This window comes from Chitinibacter sp. GC72 (genome assembly GCF_009760905.1).
GTDB lineage: Bacteria > Pseudomonadota > Gammaproteobacteria > Burkholderiales > Chitinibacteraceae > Chitinibacter.
Map to the genome: position 1 here is coordinate 123,958 of NZ_VIRW01000005.1, position 15,968 is coordinate 139,925.

17 protein-coding genes are annotated in these 15,968 nt (G+C 54.2%); 12 read left to right on the forward strand and 5 right to left on the reverse strand.

The genetic code is table 11. The features are described 5' to 3' along the window. Window positions 1–39: 39 nt before the first annotated feature. Window positions 40–945 carry a PP2C family serine/threonine-protein phosphatase gene (locus FLS37_RS06910; RefSeq protein ID WP_157315297.1) on the reverse strand — a complete coding sequence of 302 codons (906 nt, stop codon included), beginning with the start codon at window positions 943–945 and terminating at the stop codon, window positions 40–42. Further along, on the reverse strand, window positions 942–1,910 hold the full coding sequence (locus tag FLS37_RS06915) for a serine/threonine-protein kinase (RefSeq protein ID WP_157315299.1): 969 nt from the start codon (window positions 1,908–1,910) through the stop codon (window positions 942–944). The genes FLS37_RS06910 and FLS37_RS06915 overlap by 4 nt, the downstream gene beginning before the upstream one ends. A gap of 97 nt (window positions 1,911–2,007) precedes the next feature. Between FLS37_RS06915 and FLS37_RS06920 the strand changes: the two genes are divergently transcribed. From FLS37_RS06920 to FLS37_RS06940, 5 genes are all read left to right on the forward strand, one after another. Next, window positions 2,008–2,862, forward strand: a complete 855-nt coding sequence (locus FLS37_RS06920) for a YicC/YloC family endoribonuclease (RefSeq protein ID WP_232522524.1) — start codon at window positions 2,008–2,010, stop codon at window positions 2,860–2,862. A 302-nt stretch (window positions 2,863–3,164) separates the two neighbouring features. Then, the gene (locus FLS37_RS06925; RefSeq protein WP_157315303.1) at window positions 3,165–4,094 is read left to right on the forward strand and encodes a Tim44 domain-containing protein; all 930 of its coding nucleotides are present in this window, start codon (window positions 3,165–3,167) and stop codon (window positions 4,092–4,094) included. 101 nt (window positions 4,095–4,195) lie between these two features. After that, window positions 4,196–4,579: a hypothetical protein gene (locus FLS37_RS06930; protein WP_198314519.1), complete on the forward strand. Its 384-nt coding sequence runs from the start codon at window positions 4,196–4,198 to the stop codon at window positions 4,577–4,579. 9 nt (window positions 4,580–4,588) lie between these two features. Beyond that, complete coding sequence (locus tag FLS37_RS06935) at window positions 4,589–5,248, forward strand: Crp/Fnr family transcriptional regulator (RefSeq protein WP_157315307.1); 660 nt, start codon at window positions 4,589–4,591, stop codon at window positions 5,246–5,248. Window positions 5,249–5,324: 76 nt separating this feature from the next. Then, the gene (locus tag FLS37_RS06940) at window positions 5,325–5,978 is read left to right on the forward strand and encodes a Crp/Fnr family transcriptional regulator (RefSeq protein ID WP_157315308.1); all 654 of its coding nucleotides are present in this window, start codon (window positions 5,325–5,327) and stop codon (window positions 5,976–5,978) included. 83 nt (window positions 5,979–6,061) lie between these two features. On the opposite strand, the gene FLS37_RS17125 is transcribed toward FLS37_RS06940, so the two are convergent. Further along, window positions 6,062–6,265, reverse strand: a complete 204-nt coding sequence (locus FLS37_RS17125; protein WP_198314520.1) for a lipoprotein — start codon at window positions 6,263–6,265, stop codon at window positions 6,062–6,064. A 14-nt stretch (window positions 6,266–6,279) separates the two neighbouring features. Here FLS37_RS17125 and cyaY point away from each other — a divergent pair, with 14 nt between their 5' ends. From cyaY to FLS37_RS06960, 3 genes are read left to right on the forward strand one after another with little or no spacing between them, the layout of a single operon-like run. Continuing rightward, window positions 6,280–6,600: an iron donor protein CyaY gene (cyaY, locus tag FLS37_RS06950; RefSeq protein ID WP_157315310.1), complete on the forward strand. Its 321-nt coding sequence runs from the start codon at window positions 6,280–6,282 to the stop codon at window positions 6,598–6,600. Then, the gene (locus FLS37_RS06955) at window positions 6,600–7,007 is read left to right on the forward strand and encodes a YqaA family protein (protein WP_157315312.1); all 408 of its coding nucleotides are present in this window, start codon (window positions 6,600–6,602) and stop codon (window positions 7,005–7,007) included. Before cyaY ends, FLS37_RS06955 begins: the two co-directional genes overlap by 1 nt. A gap of 37 nt (window positions 7,008–7,044) precedes the next feature. Further along, window positions 7,045–8,487, forward strand: a complete 1,443-nt coding sequence (locus FLS37_RS06960) for a M48 family metalloprotease (RefSeq protein ID WP_157315314.1) — start codon at window positions 7,045–7,047, stop codon at window positions 8,485–8,487. A 61-nt stretch (window positions 8,488–8,548) separates the two neighbouring features. Here the strand turns inward: FLS37_RS06960 and FLS37_RS06965 are convergent, their stop codons facing one another. Continuing rightward, on the reverse strand, window positions 8,549–8,983 hold the full coding sequence (locus tag FLS37_RS06965; protein ID WP_198314521.1) for a DUF1841 family protein: 435 nt from the start codon (window positions 8,981–8,983) through the stop codon (window positions 8,549–8,551). A 14-nt stretch (window positions 8,984–8,997) separates the two neighbouring features. Continuing rightward, window positions 8,998–10,029: an FIST C-terminal domain-containing protein gene (locus FLS37_RS06970; protein WP_157315316.1), complete on the reverse strand. Its 1,032-nt coding sequence runs from the start codon at window positions 10,027–10,029 to the stop codon at window positions 8,998–9,000. Between the two features lie 396 nt (window positions 10,030–10,425). Between FLS37_RS06970 and carA the strand changes: the two genes are divergently transcribed. The 4 genes from carA to FLS37_RS06990 all read left to right on the forward strand — a co-directional run bounded on the left by carA (window position 10,426) and on the right by FLS37_RS06990 (window position 15,932). Beyond that, the gene (gene carA / locus FLS37_RS06975) at window positions 10,426–11,577 is read left to right on the forward strand and encodes a glutamine-hydrolyzing carbamoyl-phosphate synthase small subunit (RefSeq protein ID WP_232522525.1); all 1,152 of its coding nucleotides are present in this window, start codon (window positions 10,426–10,428) and stop codon (window positions 11,575–11,577) included. Between the two features lie 12 nt (window positions 11,578–11,589). Next, window positions 11,590–14,811: a carbamoyl-phosphate synthase large subunit gene (gene carB / locus FLS37_RS06980; protein ID WP_157315318.1), complete on the forward strand. Its 3,222-nt coding sequence runs from the start codon at window positions 11,590–11,592 to the stop codon at window positions 14,809–14,811. 90 nt (window positions 14,812–14,901) lie between these two features. Further along, window positions 14,902–15,384: a transcription elongation factor GreA gene (greA, locus tag FLS37_RS06985; protein ID WP_157315320.1), complete on the forward strand. Its 483-nt coding sequence runs from the start codon at window positions 14,902–14,904 to the stop codon at window positions 15,382–15,384. 116 nt (window positions 15,385–15,500) lie between these two features. Next, window positions 15,501–15,932: a DUF4149 domain-containing protein gene (locus tag FLS37_RS06990; protein WP_157315322.1), complete on the forward strand. Its 432-nt coding sequence runs from the start codon at window positions 15,501–15,503 to the stop codon at window positions 15,930–15,932. Window positions 15,933–15,968: the final 36 nt, after the last annotated feature.

Here is a 15,968-nt window from a genome sequence, read left to right on the forward strand (position 1 = left end):
TTAGCTGTGTATGTTCTATAAGGGTATACCCTTTGGTCTTTATTTGGAGAACTTGCTGATTGCGGCCTGGATTTCGGCAATGGCGCGTTCGATGTCTTCTTCGCTGATCGATGGCGTCGCGCTGGTGCCAAGCGCATCGACATGGGTACTGATCGTGTTCTGATCAAGCTTGACGGTCGAGACAAAGCTCGGGTCTTCTGCCATATCGGCTTCATGCCAGTTAATGGCCAGTGCGGTCAGATTGTCACCAAATTTGCCGCCGCGCAATTCGGCTTTGTCGAGCAATTGGGGCACGGCAAACATCACCGGGAACGAGGTCAGAAAGTGGTTGATTTCATCATCGGCCAAAGAGCCCCACAGCCCGTCAGTACAGAGCATCACACAATCGCCATCCTGCAGCATGACCCGTCCGCCGACATCAATATCCGGCATTAGCGTGCCGCCCAGGCAATTGTAGATTTTATTTTTTTCCGCGTGGTGTAAGGCCTGCTCGGCGGTGATTACGCCGGATTCAACCAGCTTTTGCACCTTGGAGTGATCACGCGTTTGCGCGATGGTTTTGCCGTTGCGGATCAGGTACAGGCGCGAATCGCCCACATGCGCCCAGTAGGCAATATCGTCCTGGATAATGCAGGCGACGACTGTGGTGCGCGGCACTTCCAGCAAATGCTGTGCAATGGCGTAGTTGTAAATGGCTTCATGGCAATTGAGCAGCGCATCGGCCAGAAATTGCGCCGGGCTATGGATAATTGGCGCGGCTTTTTTTTGAAACTGATCGCTTAGCAGCTCCACCGTGATCTGTGCGGCGACTTCGCCGTGCAAATGCCCACCCATGCCGTCGGCCACGACCAGTAGCAAGGCATCGCGGCTGTAGGAGTAACCCACGCGATCCTGATTGTATTCACGGCCACCCTTGCGGCTATCCTGAAAAACGGTAAATTTCATTCTTCACCTTTGCGCTTGGGGCGGGTCATATCTTGCCATTTGCGTTTGATCGAATTGAGCAGATTGGATTTTTTATTCGGCGGCGAGCCCGGTTCAAGCAGGAGTTTCTGGATTTGCAACACGCTTTGCGGGCGCTGGGTTGGATCAACCGCGATGCATTGATGAATCAGATTGAGCAATTCGGGTGAATAGCGATCAGCGTACAGCGTTTCAAGGCGCTGAACTTTGTCTTCCTTTTCGCGCGAATCCGAGGCCTGCGGTGCCGTACCGGCAATGCAGGCAAACATCGACGCACCAACGCCATAAATGTCGGTCCAAGGCCCTAATTGATCTTTGCGCCGATATTGTTCTGGTGCGGCAAAGCCGGGCGTATACATGGGCGTTAGTCGTGCGTGTTCGGTGCTGAGTGTCTGGCGGGCCGAACCAAAATCAAGCAGTACAGGTGAGCCATCTTTGCGGATATAAATATTGGCTGGCTTGATATCCAGGTGCAGCAGCTTGTTCAGGTGAACTTCACGCAGGCCGTTGAGCAGATTATAAAAAACGCTGCGGATCAGCTTTTCATCGACGCCTTCGCGCTCGTGGTTGAGCTGGATTTCTTTTTGCAAGGTACGCCCGCGCTCGTATTCCATCACCATATAGACGGTTTCGTTGGCACGGAAAAAATTCAGTACCCGTACAATATTCGGGTGCTGAATCCGTGCCAGCGTTTTGCCTTCTTCAAAGAAACACTTCAGGCCATGGCGAAACAGTGCGATGTTTTCTTCGCTGGTGGCCTGCACGGCAACACCTTCTTTGCGCAGCGCAAGCGAATTGGGCAGATACTCCTTGATGGCGACCGGATAATCGTTCTCGTCGTGCGCCAAATAGACAATACTGAAGCCGCCAGCTGAGAGTAGCTTGGCAATCGTGTAATTTTGTAACTGGAATCCGCGCGAAAGCGGTTGATTGCTAGGGGTGGCCATGCGTGGCTTTCGTTATAATCGGAGTATCAGTGAATTGTGTGTCGCGACTTGGCAATTGTAAAGCGGCTTCTTACAAAGGATTTATATGATTTATAGCATGACTGGTTACGCCAGTAGTCAACGCGAATTGTCGCATGGTGTTCTGGCCGTTGAGTTGCGCGCGGTCAACCATCGTTTTCTGGATCTAACCCTGCGTTTACCAGAGGATTTTCGCGCGCTCGAAGGCGCGATTCGTGAAAAGCTCACCGGTCGTCTCAACCGTGGCAAGCTTGAATGTCGTGTCAGTTTCAATGCCCGAGAAGGGGCCGCAACCCAGTTGCGCCTAAACAACGCTTTGGTCGCCGAGCTGCTGCGGCTGGCCGATCAGGTGAAGGAGCATCAACTGCAGGCGGGTGATCTGCGCATGGGTGAAATTCTGCGCTGGCCTGGCGTGATCGAGTCAGACGCCTTGCCCACTGACATTTTGCAGAGTACGGCACTGGAGATTCTGGACGCCGCACTGGATGAGTTTCTCGCTTCCCGCGCCCGCGAAGGCGCCAAGCTGGGCGAAATCCTGCTGGCTCGCGCTGATGAAATGGAGCACATTCTGCTCGAGATCAAACCGCGCCTGCCGCAAATCATCGACGAGTACGAGACAAAATTAAAACAGCGCTTTATTGATGCGATTGGCACTGCCGATGATGATCGCATTCGTCAGGAGCTGGTGCTGTTTGCGCAAAAAATCGACGTACAGGAAGAAGTGGATCGCCTGCACACCCATATTGCCGAACTGCGCCGGATTGTGAAAACTGGCGGCAACGCGGGCAAACGCCTCGATTTCCTGATGCAGGAACTCAACCGTGAAGCCAATACCTTTGGCTCCAAATCCGTTTCGGTGGACACCACGAAAGTGGCGATGGCACTCAAAGTGCTGATTGAGCAGATGCGCGAGCAAATCCAGAATATCGAGTGATGTATCCATGCCGATTCGGTCTGATGCCAAAGTGTACTAATTGAATCATTCCCTGTTTGGGTGGAATCATGTGTGGCGCGATCGCATTTTAGCGGCTGCATACAGCAGATGCATTTTTGTTTTGAAGGGTATTGTCTGCTAGGGCTTATTATATATAGTTTATGTGGATATACCTGTGTATAACCATGTGTTTTCCGCAATAAATATATGCCCAGCGCTTGAACTTGTGGGCCTTTGGCCGCACTAATGGCACATTGAGCAGAAAAACCGCAGAAAACCGATTTCTACAGGAAGGAAAATTTATGGCCCGTTTCAGTCAAACCTTGATGGTGGTGCTGATGAGCACGACTTTGTTCACTAGTCATATTGCAGAAGCCAAGCGTGTTGGCGGCGGCCGCTCTGCAGGTATGCAGCGTCAGGCTCAACCGGCACCGCAGCGTCAGGCTCAGCCGCAGCAGCCTGCGCCAATGGCACCGGTTCCTGTACAGCAGAAGAAAAGCAGCAGCGGCATGATGGGCGGTATTCTGGGTGGTCTGGCTGTTGGCGGCTTGCTCGGTTATATGATGGGCAATAATGCCTCTGGTGCAGCCGAGGGCGATAGTGGTATCCCTTGGGGTACTTTGCTGTTGCTGGGCGTATTGACCGCCGGTGGCGTGATGCTGATGCGTCGTCGCAATAGCAAACCAGCTGCTCAGGCGCATGCCTATGCTGGCGTGCCAGCGATGAATCCGGCTAATCCGCAGCCTGCTCATCAGCCAAGTTACCAGCCACAGGCGTTTCAATCTGCGCCAAATGATCTGAGTGGTGGTTTCCGTATTGGGCAGGGGGCTGGTGGTGCGTATACTGCGCCAGCTACGCCAATTACCCGTTTGCCAGATGGGACTGAAGCTGCGGCTTTCCTGCGCCAGGCTCGTGCCAGCTTCCTGCATATTCAGGCTTTGAATTCGCCTGATCAGGCCGAAGAAATCCGCCGCTATATGACGCCCGATCTGTTCGAGCAGCTCAAGCAGGATATTGGTGGCAATCATGACGTGGCCGAATTCCCTGAGTTGAATCTGCAAATCATCGAGGCCGTCGACGAAGGTGGCCGTATGGTGGCCAGTGTTGAATTTAGCGGTCGGGTTAGCGAAAGCCTGAACGCGCCGGCGGTGCCATTCAAGGAAATGTGGCACTTTGTTCGCCCGATGAGCGGCGATCCACGTTGGTTGCTGGCGGGTATCCAACAACTGTAAGTCTTTAGCTGTCGCAAATAGTAAAAGCCCGTTAGGTTGTTGCGACTTAACGGGCTTTTTGTCTTACAATTTACCTTGATTTTCTGCTTGAAGGTGTGCATGTGAAAGCACTCAAAACATTGCTGCTAATGCTGCCGCTGACTTTGGCCCTGAGCGCATGTGATCAGCTGCTCGAAGCGGTGAATAAACCCAAGGCCAACGGCAAGGCGATTGGTGCTGCGTGTCGGCACAGTGGCCGCTCGCTCGAAGATTGCTATCGCCGCAACGCCAAGGTGGCCAAGTCGGATATTTTTGCTGGCTGGAAAGAAATGAACGAGTACATGCAAAGCAAAAAAATCGATATCGTGCCGCCACCGCCGGATGTGACCACGGGGCAGCTCTCACCGATGGAGGCTGCTGCTGAAGATCATGCTGCGCAGGCCGGGTCGGAAACCGCTTCGGCGGCCAGCGCTGTGACGCAAAAAACGCAGGGTAAACCCCATTAAGGAGGCTTAATGACATTTAAATCGGTGCTGTCGAATGTTGAGCTGTTTGCCTCTTTGTCAGATAGCGATCTGCACGATCTGGAAGCAGTAGCAACACCACGACATTATTCGAAAGGGATGCTGATCTTTAACGAAGGCGAGCCGGTCGAGCAATTGCTGGTGCTGGTGGAAGGGCGCTTGCGCATTTTTCACAGCAACGATGCCGGACGCCAGTTTGTGTACGGTGTGGTTGAGCCTGGCGTGTCGTTTGGCGAGCTTTCGCTGCTGTGCGATGAAGTCAGGGCGGTGTGTGCTGAAGCCGATGAAGATTGTGTATTTCTGTCGATCTCCCGGCAGAGTTTTTTTGCTCTGCTCGACACTCATCCGCAAATCAAGGATGCCATGCTGCGCAACGCCGCCATGATTATTCGTCGTCTGACGCGGGCGGTGAGCGATCTGGCACTCAAAGATGTGTACGGGCGAATCCGCAATGTGTTTGAGGCGATGGCGGTACAAACCGACGAAGGCCTGCTGATTGATGATTTGCTAACGCAGCAGGATCTGGCCGACCGGGTGGGTGCTTCGCGTGAAATGATTGCCAAGGTAATGAAAGAACTGGTCGCTGGCGGTTATGTGGAAACCGGGCGCAGACGGATTCTGATCCTGAAAAAACTGCCCGAACATTTCTAGGGCCTGTTAAGACGGCCATCAAGCTGTTGTCAAACCCTGCAAATTGGAATTTTTGAATCGAGAAAAGGTGTTGCATATGTTGGAAATTTTAAAAGCTATCCCCTTGTTGCAAGGTTTTCCGGACGATCAGCTCGAGTACATCCTGACTACGGGCTTGAAGCGCTCGATGCCTAAGGGCACTTTCCTCTTTCGTGAGGGCGATCCGGCTGAGTCGATGTATGTGCTGATTGAAGGCCGTGCCCGTTGCTTTGCTAGCGACAATCAAGGCAAAGAGTTTGTGTTTATGGTGGTAGAGCCGGGCGATGCTCTCGGTGAGATTTCGCTAATAGATAATGAGCCACGCGGTTGGTCGTGCCAGTGTGAGGAAGATTCAACCTTCCTGATGTTCTCCAAGCAGGAATTTTGCGAGGCGATGGACAGAGAGCCGCACGTGAAAGATCTGGTGGTGCAAAATCTGGCTGCCATGGTGCGTCATTTATCGACTACGATGAAAAATCTGGCTTTGCTCGATGTGTATGGCCGTGTGCGTGCGCTGTTTGAATCGATGCTAATCAATGAAAACGGCGTGGAAATGGTTAGCCAGCCGCTGACGCAGCAGGCCATCGCCGACCGGGTCGGCTCGTCGCGCGAAATGATTGCGCGCATTTTGAAAGAGTTGGTGTTTGGCGGCTATATCCGCCTGGAAAACAAGCGCATCATCATTGTGCAGAAATTGCCAGAGCGTTTCTGATCATTTGAATTTTTCTGATGCGCTTCTCGAAGCAGAATGTAAAAAAGCGGCGTAAGCCGCTTTTTTTATGGCGCCGCCGCAGACTATTTTATCGCAGTAGAATCCACGGCTGCAGAGCTGGCCATTGATGCCGTGCTGCTCGCCGGCTTGGGCGAATCGCTCGCCGGAGTTTGGGGCAGGTAGAGCGGGCCTTTGAAACCGCAGGCGGTCAGCAGGCTGGCCACACAGATAAATACAATCAGCGCACGCATAATTAAGCAAGTAATGGCAAAATTGCAGTTTAACATGGCAAGGCCAAATCATGACGGAATCGGAATTCTTGACCGCAAGCGACGCAATCTTTGCGCACATTGAAAACGCGCTTGACGAGGTCGCCTTTGATGTCGATCCTTTGCGTGCGGGCAATGTGCTGGAAATCGAATTTGAAGATGGCAGCAAGGTGATTGTGAATCGCCATACGCCCAATCAGGAATTGTGGATCGCAGCCAAATCGGGCGGCTATCACTATCGCCTGCTTGATGGTGCATGGATCAATACGCGGGGAACTGGCGAATTTTTTGCTGATCTGTCTGCGGCCATTGCTGCGCACGCCAAAGCGCCGTTTGTGCTTGCCCAGCCCTGATGCAAACGCTGGTCTGGCTGGCAGGCCTGTGGCTGTCGGCCTTTACTTCCGCAACCATTTTGCCGGGCCAATCCGAGGCGGTGTTTGCGGCAGCGCTGCATTTTCAGCCGCAGCTGTGGCTGGCCGCATGGATTGCCGTGTCGCTGGGCAATATTCTGGGTGGCATGCTCACGATATGGTTGGGGCGTCAATTGCCGGTCGCGCCGGCGTCATCGCGCTGGGCGAGCTGGCAGCGCTGGGCCACCCGATTCGGCCCCGCGTCACTGCTGCTCTCCTGGGTGCCGCTTGCTGGCGATCTCTTGTGCGCACTGGCGGGGTGGCTGCGTTGGCCCTGGCCCATGGTCTTGGTGTATCTGGCACTTGGTAAAATTGCCCGTTACGGGGTAATAGTCTGGCTGTTAATCTAGATATACTCTTTGTGCTTATACTTGGTGGGGGTATGGTTTGAAGCTAACAATCATGGCGGCCGCGCTGGCGCTGGTGCTGGCGATGCCGGTGACTTATGCCGAAAAATTGCCCGATTTGGGCGATGTATCGCAGCAAGGCTTGAGCAAGCAGCAAGAGCGCGAGATTGGCGAGTCGGCCATGCGGCATATCCGGCGCAGTGGCGATCTGGTTGAAGACCCGGAAATCCTGGCTTTTCTCGCCACGATGGGCAATCGCCTGACCGAGGCCGCCGAGGTGAGCGAGCCGCAGTTCACTTTTTTCCCCATGCTCAATGCCAGTATCAATGCCTTTGCCATTCCTGGCGGTTTTGTCGGCGTGCATACCGGCTTGATTGTGCAGGCCAGACATGAATCGGAAGTCGCCAGCGTGCTGTCGCACGAAATTGCCCATGTGACGCAAAACCATATTGCCCGCTTGATGGAAGGCATGAAAGGCAGCCCGTGGCTGAGCCTGGCGGGGATTGCTGCCGCGCTGGTGGCCAGCAGCTTGGGCCGGGGCGATGCGGCTGCGGCGGCCATTAGTGCGACGATGGGCGTTTCGGTGCAGCGCCAGTTGGATTTTACCTACTCGTTCGAGCAGGAGGCGGATCGCATCGGCATGCAGACCTTGCAAAAGTCAGGCTATGACCCTGCCGCCATGGCGACGTTTTTTGAGCGCTTACAAACGCATAACCGGCTGGTGGAAAATAATGCGCCGGAGTTTTTGCGTACGCACCCAGTCACGATGAAGCGGATTGCCGACGCGCAAAGCCGCTTGGGGCAAACAGGCTATCGCCAGGTGCCCGATTCGCCCGAGTTTTTGTTTGTACGCGAAAAATGCCGCACCTTGCAGATGGGCGGCAGAGAGGCCATCGGCTACTACCAGAAGACGCTGGCCGAAAAACGCTACGCCGACGAAGCCGCACAGCGCTACGGGCTGGCTTTGGCGTTATTTCAAAACCGCGATTACGATCAGGCCTGGCAGGCTTTGCAGCAAGCCAAGGCCATTTTTGCTGGCGGGAAAAAATCGTACCCGGCGCTGGAATATCTGGCAGGGAATATCCGTCTGGCGCAAGGTGAGCATGCGGCGGCGGTCAGGATTCTGAACGAGGCGAGTTTGCGTTATCCGGCCAGCCGCGCCTTGCTTTACGGCTTGATTGACGCGCAAATTGCGGCGGGCATGTACGCGCAGGCACGCAGCGAGCTGGATGATGCGCTGGCCATTTATGCCAGCGATGCGCAGCTCTACCAGCGTGCTGCCAAGCTCTACGCCCGGCAAGGCAAGCTGACGCAGCAATATCAGATGCAGGGTGAATATTATTTGCGCCTGAAGGAATATACCTCGGCACTGGAGCAGTTCAATCTGGCGCTTCGCCAGCCCCAGGTGGATTTTTACCTGCAATCGGGTATAGAGGCGCGCATTCGGGAAATCGAAGCCATCGCGCCGGAAATCAAGCCCTAGGGGTATTGCTCGCTAGCTCTTTCTGGCGTTGCCCTGCGGGGCAATACCCCGGTTATTCAATTTAGCGGCTTAGCTTGACCCGGGCGCGTAGCCCGTCCAGATAGATATTCGGGTCCGGCGCGGTATTGTGGCGCTGGGCTTGCCAGATCATTTCACCCAGACATTCCAGCATATCGTGCAGCGCCTTGTGCGCATCGCCGTGTTGCGTGTGCAGTTGGCTGTAGAGCTGGCGAACGCCAGCGGGCTGATCAATCGAGAGTTGCTCGGCAATCGCCAGGTGCAGACTGATGTGCAGAAAGGGGTTGCTGTCGCCATGCTCGGGCGGCCAGTCTCGATCAATATAGTCTTCGCTCAGATAGACGTGATATTCGGGGTGCGCCATCAGTACATCGATAACAATCGCTTCCAGATCGGCCAGCAGCAGCCCCTGTTGATGTTTTTGCCAGCAAGTAATGAAAAAGCGGCGTGCCTGATCGCGGCTAGGGTTGAACAGCATGGGCGGAGTCTCGGTCAATCAAATAAAGCCAGAAGCACACTATTGTCGACGATGCCGTTCAGCTTGTCGACGCTGGAGAGCGGAATAATCTGCCCGTTGCCGTAAAAGCCGGCAAATGGTACATCAGGCAGCGTTTTGCGTAGCACGTCCCAGTCCGGTTCGCGCAGGCCATCGGCGGCCATGGCGCGGCGATGGCTGGAAAACGCCAGCGCCCAGCGCGGCTGCGGCTTGCCCGCTAGTTGATGAATGATTTTGCGCGCCAACTCATCGCAGGCGCTGGCGGCGTCAAAATGTCCCCAGCACAGATTGCTACCCGCTTGCAGCTCGTGCGCCAGCATCACCGAGCCCCGGCTCAGATCGGTGCCAATCACCGGTATCCAGTGCGGCATGGTGCGCTGGATGTTGGAGTTGGGCTCGATTTGCGCCAGCAAGCTTTCCTGCGGATAACGTGCCAGCAGAGGCCCGAGCGTTTCCAGTGCCGGCCGATGATCCAGGCTCTCCAGAATCAGCCCCTGGCAGCTGGTGATGCTATAGCCTGGGCTTAAGGTTTGCACCCCCTCGGAAACAATCGTGCTGCGTGCTTCCAGCGGAATCTGGATATAGCTAAAGCGCTGCTGCGCGGCCTGCCACAAGGCGTAATGGCCTTGCCCGGTGGCATCCCCGGCAATGCCGCCAAATTTGACCGATCCGTCGTTGAGCCAGAACTGGTTGATGGCATTGGGCGCTGCCAGTGCCAGATGCGAATTACGCTTTTGCACCGGATAATCCGGCGGCAAAACCAAGGCTGCGGCCGCAGGCGAATCCAGCGACCAGTCCTGCTCGGTAAACACACCGGCCGCACTGGCTCCTGCCACATTCATGCAGCCGCTGATGCCAACAATGGCGCGCAGGCAATCGTCGATCTGGTGCTGGAAATGGGTCGAGAGAAACAAAAAAATCTGCCCCGCCTGACTGATGCCGCCACGCGCCATCGCGCTGCTCACCGCAGCTATCGCCACTTGTGTGCTGGCCTTGGGGCCAAAAGCGTATCCACTCGCAGGTTTCATATTGGCTTAATGAGTTGATGGGAAGAGTAGGATGTTCAAAACGTGATGGCTGACCGCAGTTGTGCCAAGGCTAGCGCTGCGTTTTACCGCGCATTTCATCCGATTGCAATCTTTGGCTGACCCTGGTGTGGTGCTGCGCCGGGGGAGTTGTTCAGGATGTGCGGGCTTGGGCGTGGGACTTCACACTATAAAGGCAGGCAAAGCCAGCGGAAAGTCTAATGTAATATGCCGTCGTGCGTCGAGTTGTTCGCCCTTTGGCATTGAAGGGTAAGGGCTTTTACGGTAGAATTCGGCCAATTTTGTATGCGCGAAACGGGGTTGGCTAAGCTAATCCCGTTTTTCTACGCCTACCCCACGGATTTTGACTTAATGGGCGCAATGCCCTGGAGCCGCCTCGTGTCCACACCTGCCCCAACTCCAACATCCGTCCCAGCCCTGTTGGCGCTGGCAGACGGTACTCTGTTTTACGGTATTTCCATCGGCGCAGATGGCGAAACCCTTGGTGAAGTGGTTTTTAACACTTCAATGACCGGTTACCAAGAAATCTTGACTGACCCTTCATACACCAAGCAAATTGTAACGCTGACTTACCCGCATATCGGCAATTACGGCGTCAATGCCGAAGACGCTGAAAGCCGCGGCGTATTTGCTGAAGGCCTGATCATTCGTGATCTGCCTTTGCTGCATTCCAATTTCCGCTCGACGATGAGCTTGGGGGAGTATCTCAAGCAAAACGGCGTGGTGGCTATTGCTGATATCGATACCCGCAAGCTGACCCGCATTTTACGTGAAAAAGGTGCACAGCCTGGCTGCATCGTTAGCGGTCATAATATCGACGCTGCCGCAGCAGTTGAAAAGGCCAAGTCATTTGGTTCGATGGCCGGTCAAGATCTGGCCAAAGTTGTGTCATGCGAAAAATCATTTGAGTGGACAACGGCTGAGTGGAAGCTGGGCGTGGGTTACACCGTGCAAAGCAATCCAAAATTCCACGTTGTGGCTTACGACTTCGGTGTGAAGCACAACATCCTGCGCATGCTCGCCGAGCGCGGTTGCAAGCTGACTGTTGTGCCTGCGCAAACGCCAGCTGCTGACGTATTGGCTTTGAAACCGGACGGTGTATTCCTGTCGAACGGCCCTGGTGATCCTGAGCCGTGCGATTACGCAATCAAGGCGATTCAGGACTTGCTGGCGACGAACCTGCCGATTTTTGGTATCTGTCTGGGTCACCAATTGCTCGGTCTGGCTGCTGGCGGCAAAACCAGCAAGATGAAATTTGGCCACCACGGCGCGAACCATCCGGTGCAAGATTTGGATAGCAAGCACGTGATGATCACCAGCCAGAATCATGGCTTCCAGGTTGATGAAACCAGCTTGCCAGCGAATGTGCGCGTGACGCACCGTTCATTGTTTGACGGCACGGTGCAAGGCATCGCGCTGACCGACAAGCCAGCATTCTCATTCCAAGGTCATCCGGAAGCCAGCCCAGGCCCACACGACGTGGCGTATCTGTTCGATAAATTTATCGCCAGCATGTCTGAGCGCAAGTAAGAGGTTATCAGCATGCCTAAACGTACCGATTTAAAAAGCATCCTGATTATTGGCGCTGGCCCGATTGTGATCGGCCAGGCCTGCGAATTTGACTACTCTGGCGCGCAAGCTTGTAAAGCGCTGCGCGAAGAGGGTTACAAAGTTATTCTGGTTAACAGCAACCCTGCCACCATCATGACCGACCCGAACATGGCCGATGTGACTTACATCGAACCAATTACGTGGCAAGTTGTGGAGAAAATTATCGCCAAAGAGCGTCCAGATGCGATCTTGCCGACGATGGGCGGCCAGACGGCACTGAACTGCGCGCTCGATCTGTGGCGTAACGGCGTGCTCGATAAATTCAACGTTGAATTGATCGGCGCAACGCCAGAAGCGATTGATAAAGCCGAAGATCGTCAGAAATTCAAAGCGGCGATGGACAAAATCGGTCTGGGCTCGGCGCGTTCCGGTATTGCGCACAGCCTCGAAGAGTCGCTGGCGGTGCAATCGCAAGTGGGCTTTCCAACGATTATCCGTCCATCGTTCACGATGGGTGGCTCGGGCGGTGGTATTGCCTACAATATGCAGGAATTTATCGAGATCTGTACCCGTGGTCTCGATCTGTCGCCAACCAAAGAATTGCTGATTGAAGAATCGCTATTGGGTTGGAAAGAGTACGAGATGGAAGTCGTGCGTGACCGCAACGACAACTGCATTATCGTGTGCTCGATTGAAAATCTGGACCCGATGGGTGTGCATACTGGCGACTCGATCACCGTCGCACCAGCGCAAACGCTGACCGATAAAGAATATCAAATCATGCGTAATGCATCGATTGCGGTACTGCGTGAAATCGGTGTCGATACTGGCGGCTCTAACGTTCAATTCTCGGTCAATCCGAAAGACGGCCGTTTGATCGTTATCGAAATGAATCCGCGCGTTTCGCGTTCATCTGCTTTGGCGTCAAAAGCGACCGGTTTCCCGATTGCCAAAATCGCCGCGAAACTGGCTTGTGGCTACACACTGGACGAGTTGAAAAACGAAATCACTGGCGGCAAAACGCCAGCGTCGTTCGAGCCATCGATTGACTACGTTGTGACCAAGATTCCACGTTTTGCTTTCGAAAAATTCCCGCAAGCAAATGACCGTCTGACAACGCAAATGAAGTCGGTGGGCGAAGTGATGGCGATTGGCCGCACGCAACAGGAATCATTGCAAAAAGCCTTGCGCGGCCTCGAAACCGGCATGTCAGGCTTTGATGAAATCTGCACCGATCGCACCAAGATCGAATCAGAAATCGCCACACCAGGCCCTGAGCGTCTGTGGTACGTCGCTGATGCCTTCCGTGTTGGCTTGAGCCGCGACGAGATTCACAATATTTCCAAGATCGACCCGTGGTTCTTGGTCTTGATCGAGGACATTCTGAACGACGAAGCTTCGCTGCGTGGCCGTAGTGTTGATAGCTTGAGCAAAGAAGAATTCCGCAAGCTCAAGCGTAAAGGTTTCTCAGATCGTCGCTTGGGTACTTTGCTCGGTTGCGATCAGAATGCCGTGCGTAAAGCGCGTCATGCATTGTCAATTCGTCCGGTGTATAAGCGTGTAGACACCTGCGCAGCTGAGTTTGCGAGCAATACCGCCTATATGTATTCGACTTACGAAGAAGAATGCGAAGCCGCGCCGACGAGCAAGAAAAAAGTGATGATTCTGGGTGGTGGCCCGAACCGTATCGGTCAAGGTATCGAGTTTGACTATTGCTGCGTGCACGCGGCGATGGCGCTGCGCGATGATGGCTATGAAACCATCATGGTTAACTGCAACCCGGAAACCGTTTCTACCGACTACGACACGTCAGATCGCCTGTACTTCGAGCCATTGACGCTCGAAGACGTGTTGGAAATCGTGGCAATTGAAAAACCAATCGGTGTGATTGTTCAGTACGGTGGCCAAACGCCATTGAAACTGGCGCGCGCATTGGAGGCGAACGGCGTGCCTATCATCGGTACGACGCCAGACATGATCGACGCTGCTGAAGATCGCGAGCGCTTCCAGAAATTGCTGCAAGACCTGAACTTGCGTCAGCCACCAAATGCGACTGCGCGCAATGAGCAGGATGCTTTGCACTTGGCGCGTGAGCTTGGCTACCCATTGGTGGTGCGTCCGTCTTATGTACTGGGCGGCCGTGCGATGGAAATCGTTCATTCGGACAAAGACCTCGAACGCTATATGCGCGAAGCGGTCAAAGTGTCGAACGATTCGCCTGTCTTGCTGGATCGCTTCCTGAATGACGCGATTGAAGTGGATGTGGATGCGATTTCGGATGGCACCGATGTGATCATCGGCGGCATTATGGAGCATATCGAGCAAGCGGGTGTTCACTCAGGTGACTCGGCGTGTTCATTGCCTCCGTATTCATTGAGCCAAGAGTTGCAAGACGAATTGCGTCGCCAGACCGTGCTGATGGCCAAAGGCCTGAACGTTGTTGGTTTGATGAACGTGCAGTTTGCGATTCAAGGCAAGGGCGCAGATGCCAAAGTGTTCGTGCTGGAAGTGAATCCACGTGCATCACGTACCGTACCGTATGTATCGAAAGCCACTAGCGTGCCATTGGCCAAAGTCGCTGCGCGTTGCATGGTTGGTCAGACGCTGGTGCAGCAAGGTGTGACGACTGAAGTGATTCCACCGTATTACTCGGTGAAAGAAGCGGTCTTCCCGTTCGCCAAATTCCCTGGTGTTGATTCGATTCTCGGCCCAGAAATGAAGTCGACTGGCGAAGTGATGGGTGTTGGCGCAACGTTTGCTGAAGCGTTTGTGAAGTCACAATTAGCAGCCGGTGTGGTCTTGCCAAGTGCTGGTAATGTGTTTATCTCGGTACGTGAAGGCGATAAAGCGCAAGCGGTTGAATGCGCGCAAGTGCTGACTTCATTGGGCTTTAAAGTGATTGCCACCAAAGGCACGGCTGCGGCGATTAATGCAGCAGGTGTGGCGGTAACGGCGGTCAATAAAGTGACCGAAGGTCGCCCGCACATTGTGGATATGATCGTGAACGGCGAAATTGGCATGATCTTCAATACCGTGGACGAGCGTCGCCAGGCCATTCAGGACAGCTACTCAATTCGTCACGAAGCACTGAAAGCCAAGCTGCCAGTGTTCACCACCATCGCTGGCGCGAAAGCGGCGTGCATTGGTTTGCGCGATATGAAAGAGTTGGATGTTTATGACCTGCAGGGCTTGCATCGACAACTCAATAGCTGATATTTTACGGCTTGAATTAGCTTAAATAAGCCGCCCTGTATGGGGCGGCTATTATTTTTAGCAGCGCCAAAACGGCGCTGGGAGAAAGAAATGAATAAAGTGCCTCTGACCGTGGTCGGTGCAGAAATGTTGAAAGCCGAGCTGGCTAATCTGAAAAGCGTCGAGCGTCCGGCGGTGATTGCGGCAATTGCCGAAGCACGTAGCCACGGCGATTTGTCGGAAAACGCCGAGTACGATGCGGCCAAAGAAAAGCAGGGTTTTGTTGAGGGCCGCATTGCCGAGCTCGAAGGCAAGCTCTCCAATAGCCAGATCATCGATCCGAAAGACATGGCCGATACCGCTGAAGGCCGGATTGTTTTTGCCGCAACGGTGGTGTTGCAGGATCTGGAAACCGAAGCTGAAGTGACTTATCAGATCGTTGGTGATGACGAGGCCGACATCAAACTGGGTAAAATTTCGGTTTCCAGCCCGATTGCGCGCGCACTGATTGGTAAGTACGAAGGCGATGTGGCCGACGTGCAAGCGCCTGGCGGCATTCGCGAGTATGAAGTGCTGGAAGTGCGCTACGTCTAAGTGCATTGGGTTGACTGCGCTGCCGATTGATCCATCATGTCTGCATGAATCTGAAATGGGAGGAGGGTATTGCCCGCTAGCCATTGAGTGGCGTGGGCTATGCCTCAATACATCGTATGGGTAATGGAATCAAGAATCTGCTGACCACCTTATGGATTGGCGGCATGTGGATTATCGGCGTGGTGGTCACTCCGGCATTGTTTGGCAGTCTGGACAAGGCCGTGGCGGGTATGGTGGCCGGCAAGTTGTTTCATGCCATTGGCTGGATCGGGATTGTGGCGGGTGTATTTTTGCTGATCTGGTGGATTTGGACTGAAGGCGCACGCGCGTTTCAAGGTGCCAGATTATGGCTGATTGTTGGTATGTTGCTGTGTACGCTGATTAATCAGTTTGCCATTTTTCCGTTGATCGCCGAAATCAAACCTGCCGTGAGCAATGTGGCCGAAGGGATGTTTGGCGGCGGTCTGGCGCAGTGGCATACCATTTCCAGCCTGATTTATTTGCTGCAAAGCGTGCTGGGTCTGGTGTATATCTGGCGTCACGATTAAACGCCTGAGGCGGAACAAGCGAGCTTGCGGCGATCT

Coding starts and splice junctions, on each gene's coding strand:
- greA (WP_157315320.1), top strand. CDS start 14,902: ATGAATAAAGTGCCTCTGACCGTGGTCGGTGCAGAAATGTTGAAAGCC.
- FLS37_RS17125 (WP_198314520.1), bottom strand. CDS start 6,265: ATGTTAAACTGCAATTTTGCCATTACTTGCTTAATTATGCGTGCGCTG.
- cyaY (WP_157315310.1), top strand. CDS start 6,280: ATGACGGAATCGGAATTCTTGACCGCAAGCGACGCAATCTTTGCGCAC.
- carB (WP_157315318.1), top strand. CDS start 11,590: ATGCCTAAACGTACCGATTTAAAAAGCATCCTGATTATTGGCGCTGGC.
- FLS37_RS06935 (WP_157315307.1), top strand. CDS start 4,589: ATGACATTTAAATCGGTGCTGTCGAATGTTGAGCTGTTTGCCTCTTTG.
- FLS37_RS06965 (WP_198314521.1), bottom strand. CDS start 8,983: ATGCTGTTCAACCCTAGCCGCGATCAGGCACGCCGCTTTTTCATTACT.
- FLS37_RS06925 (WP_157315303.1), top strand. CDS start 3,165: ATGGCCCGTTTCAGTCAAACCTTGATGGTGGTGCTGATGAGCACGACT.
- FLS37_RS06970 (WP_157315316.1), bottom strand. CDS start 10,029: ATGAAACCTGCGAGTGGATACGCTTTTGGCCCCAAGGCCAGCACACAA.
- FLS37_RS06920 (WP_232522524.1), top strand. CDS start 2,008: ATGACTGGTTACGCCAGTAGTCAACGCGAATTGTCGCATGGTGTTCTG.
- FLS37_RS06990 (WP_157315322.1), top strand. CDS start 15,501: ATGGGTAATGGAATCAAGAATCTGCTGACCACCTTATGGATTGGCGGC.
- FLS37_RS06915 (WP_157315299.1), bottom strand. CDS start 1,910: ATGGCCACCCCTAGCAATCAACCGCTTTCGCGCGGATTCCAGTTACAA.
- FLS37_RS06910 (WP_157315297.1), bottom strand. CDS start 945: ATGAAATTTACCGTTTTTCAGGATAGCCGCAAGGGTGGCCGTGAATAC.
- FLS37_RS06955 (WP_157315312.1), top strand. CDS start 6,600: ATGCAAACGCTGGTCTGGCTGGCAGGCCTGTGGCTGTCGGCCTTTACT.
- FLS37_RS06940 (WP_157315308.1), top strand. CDS start 5,325: ATGTTGGAAATTTTAAAAGCTATCCCCTTGTTGCAAGGTTTTCCGGAC.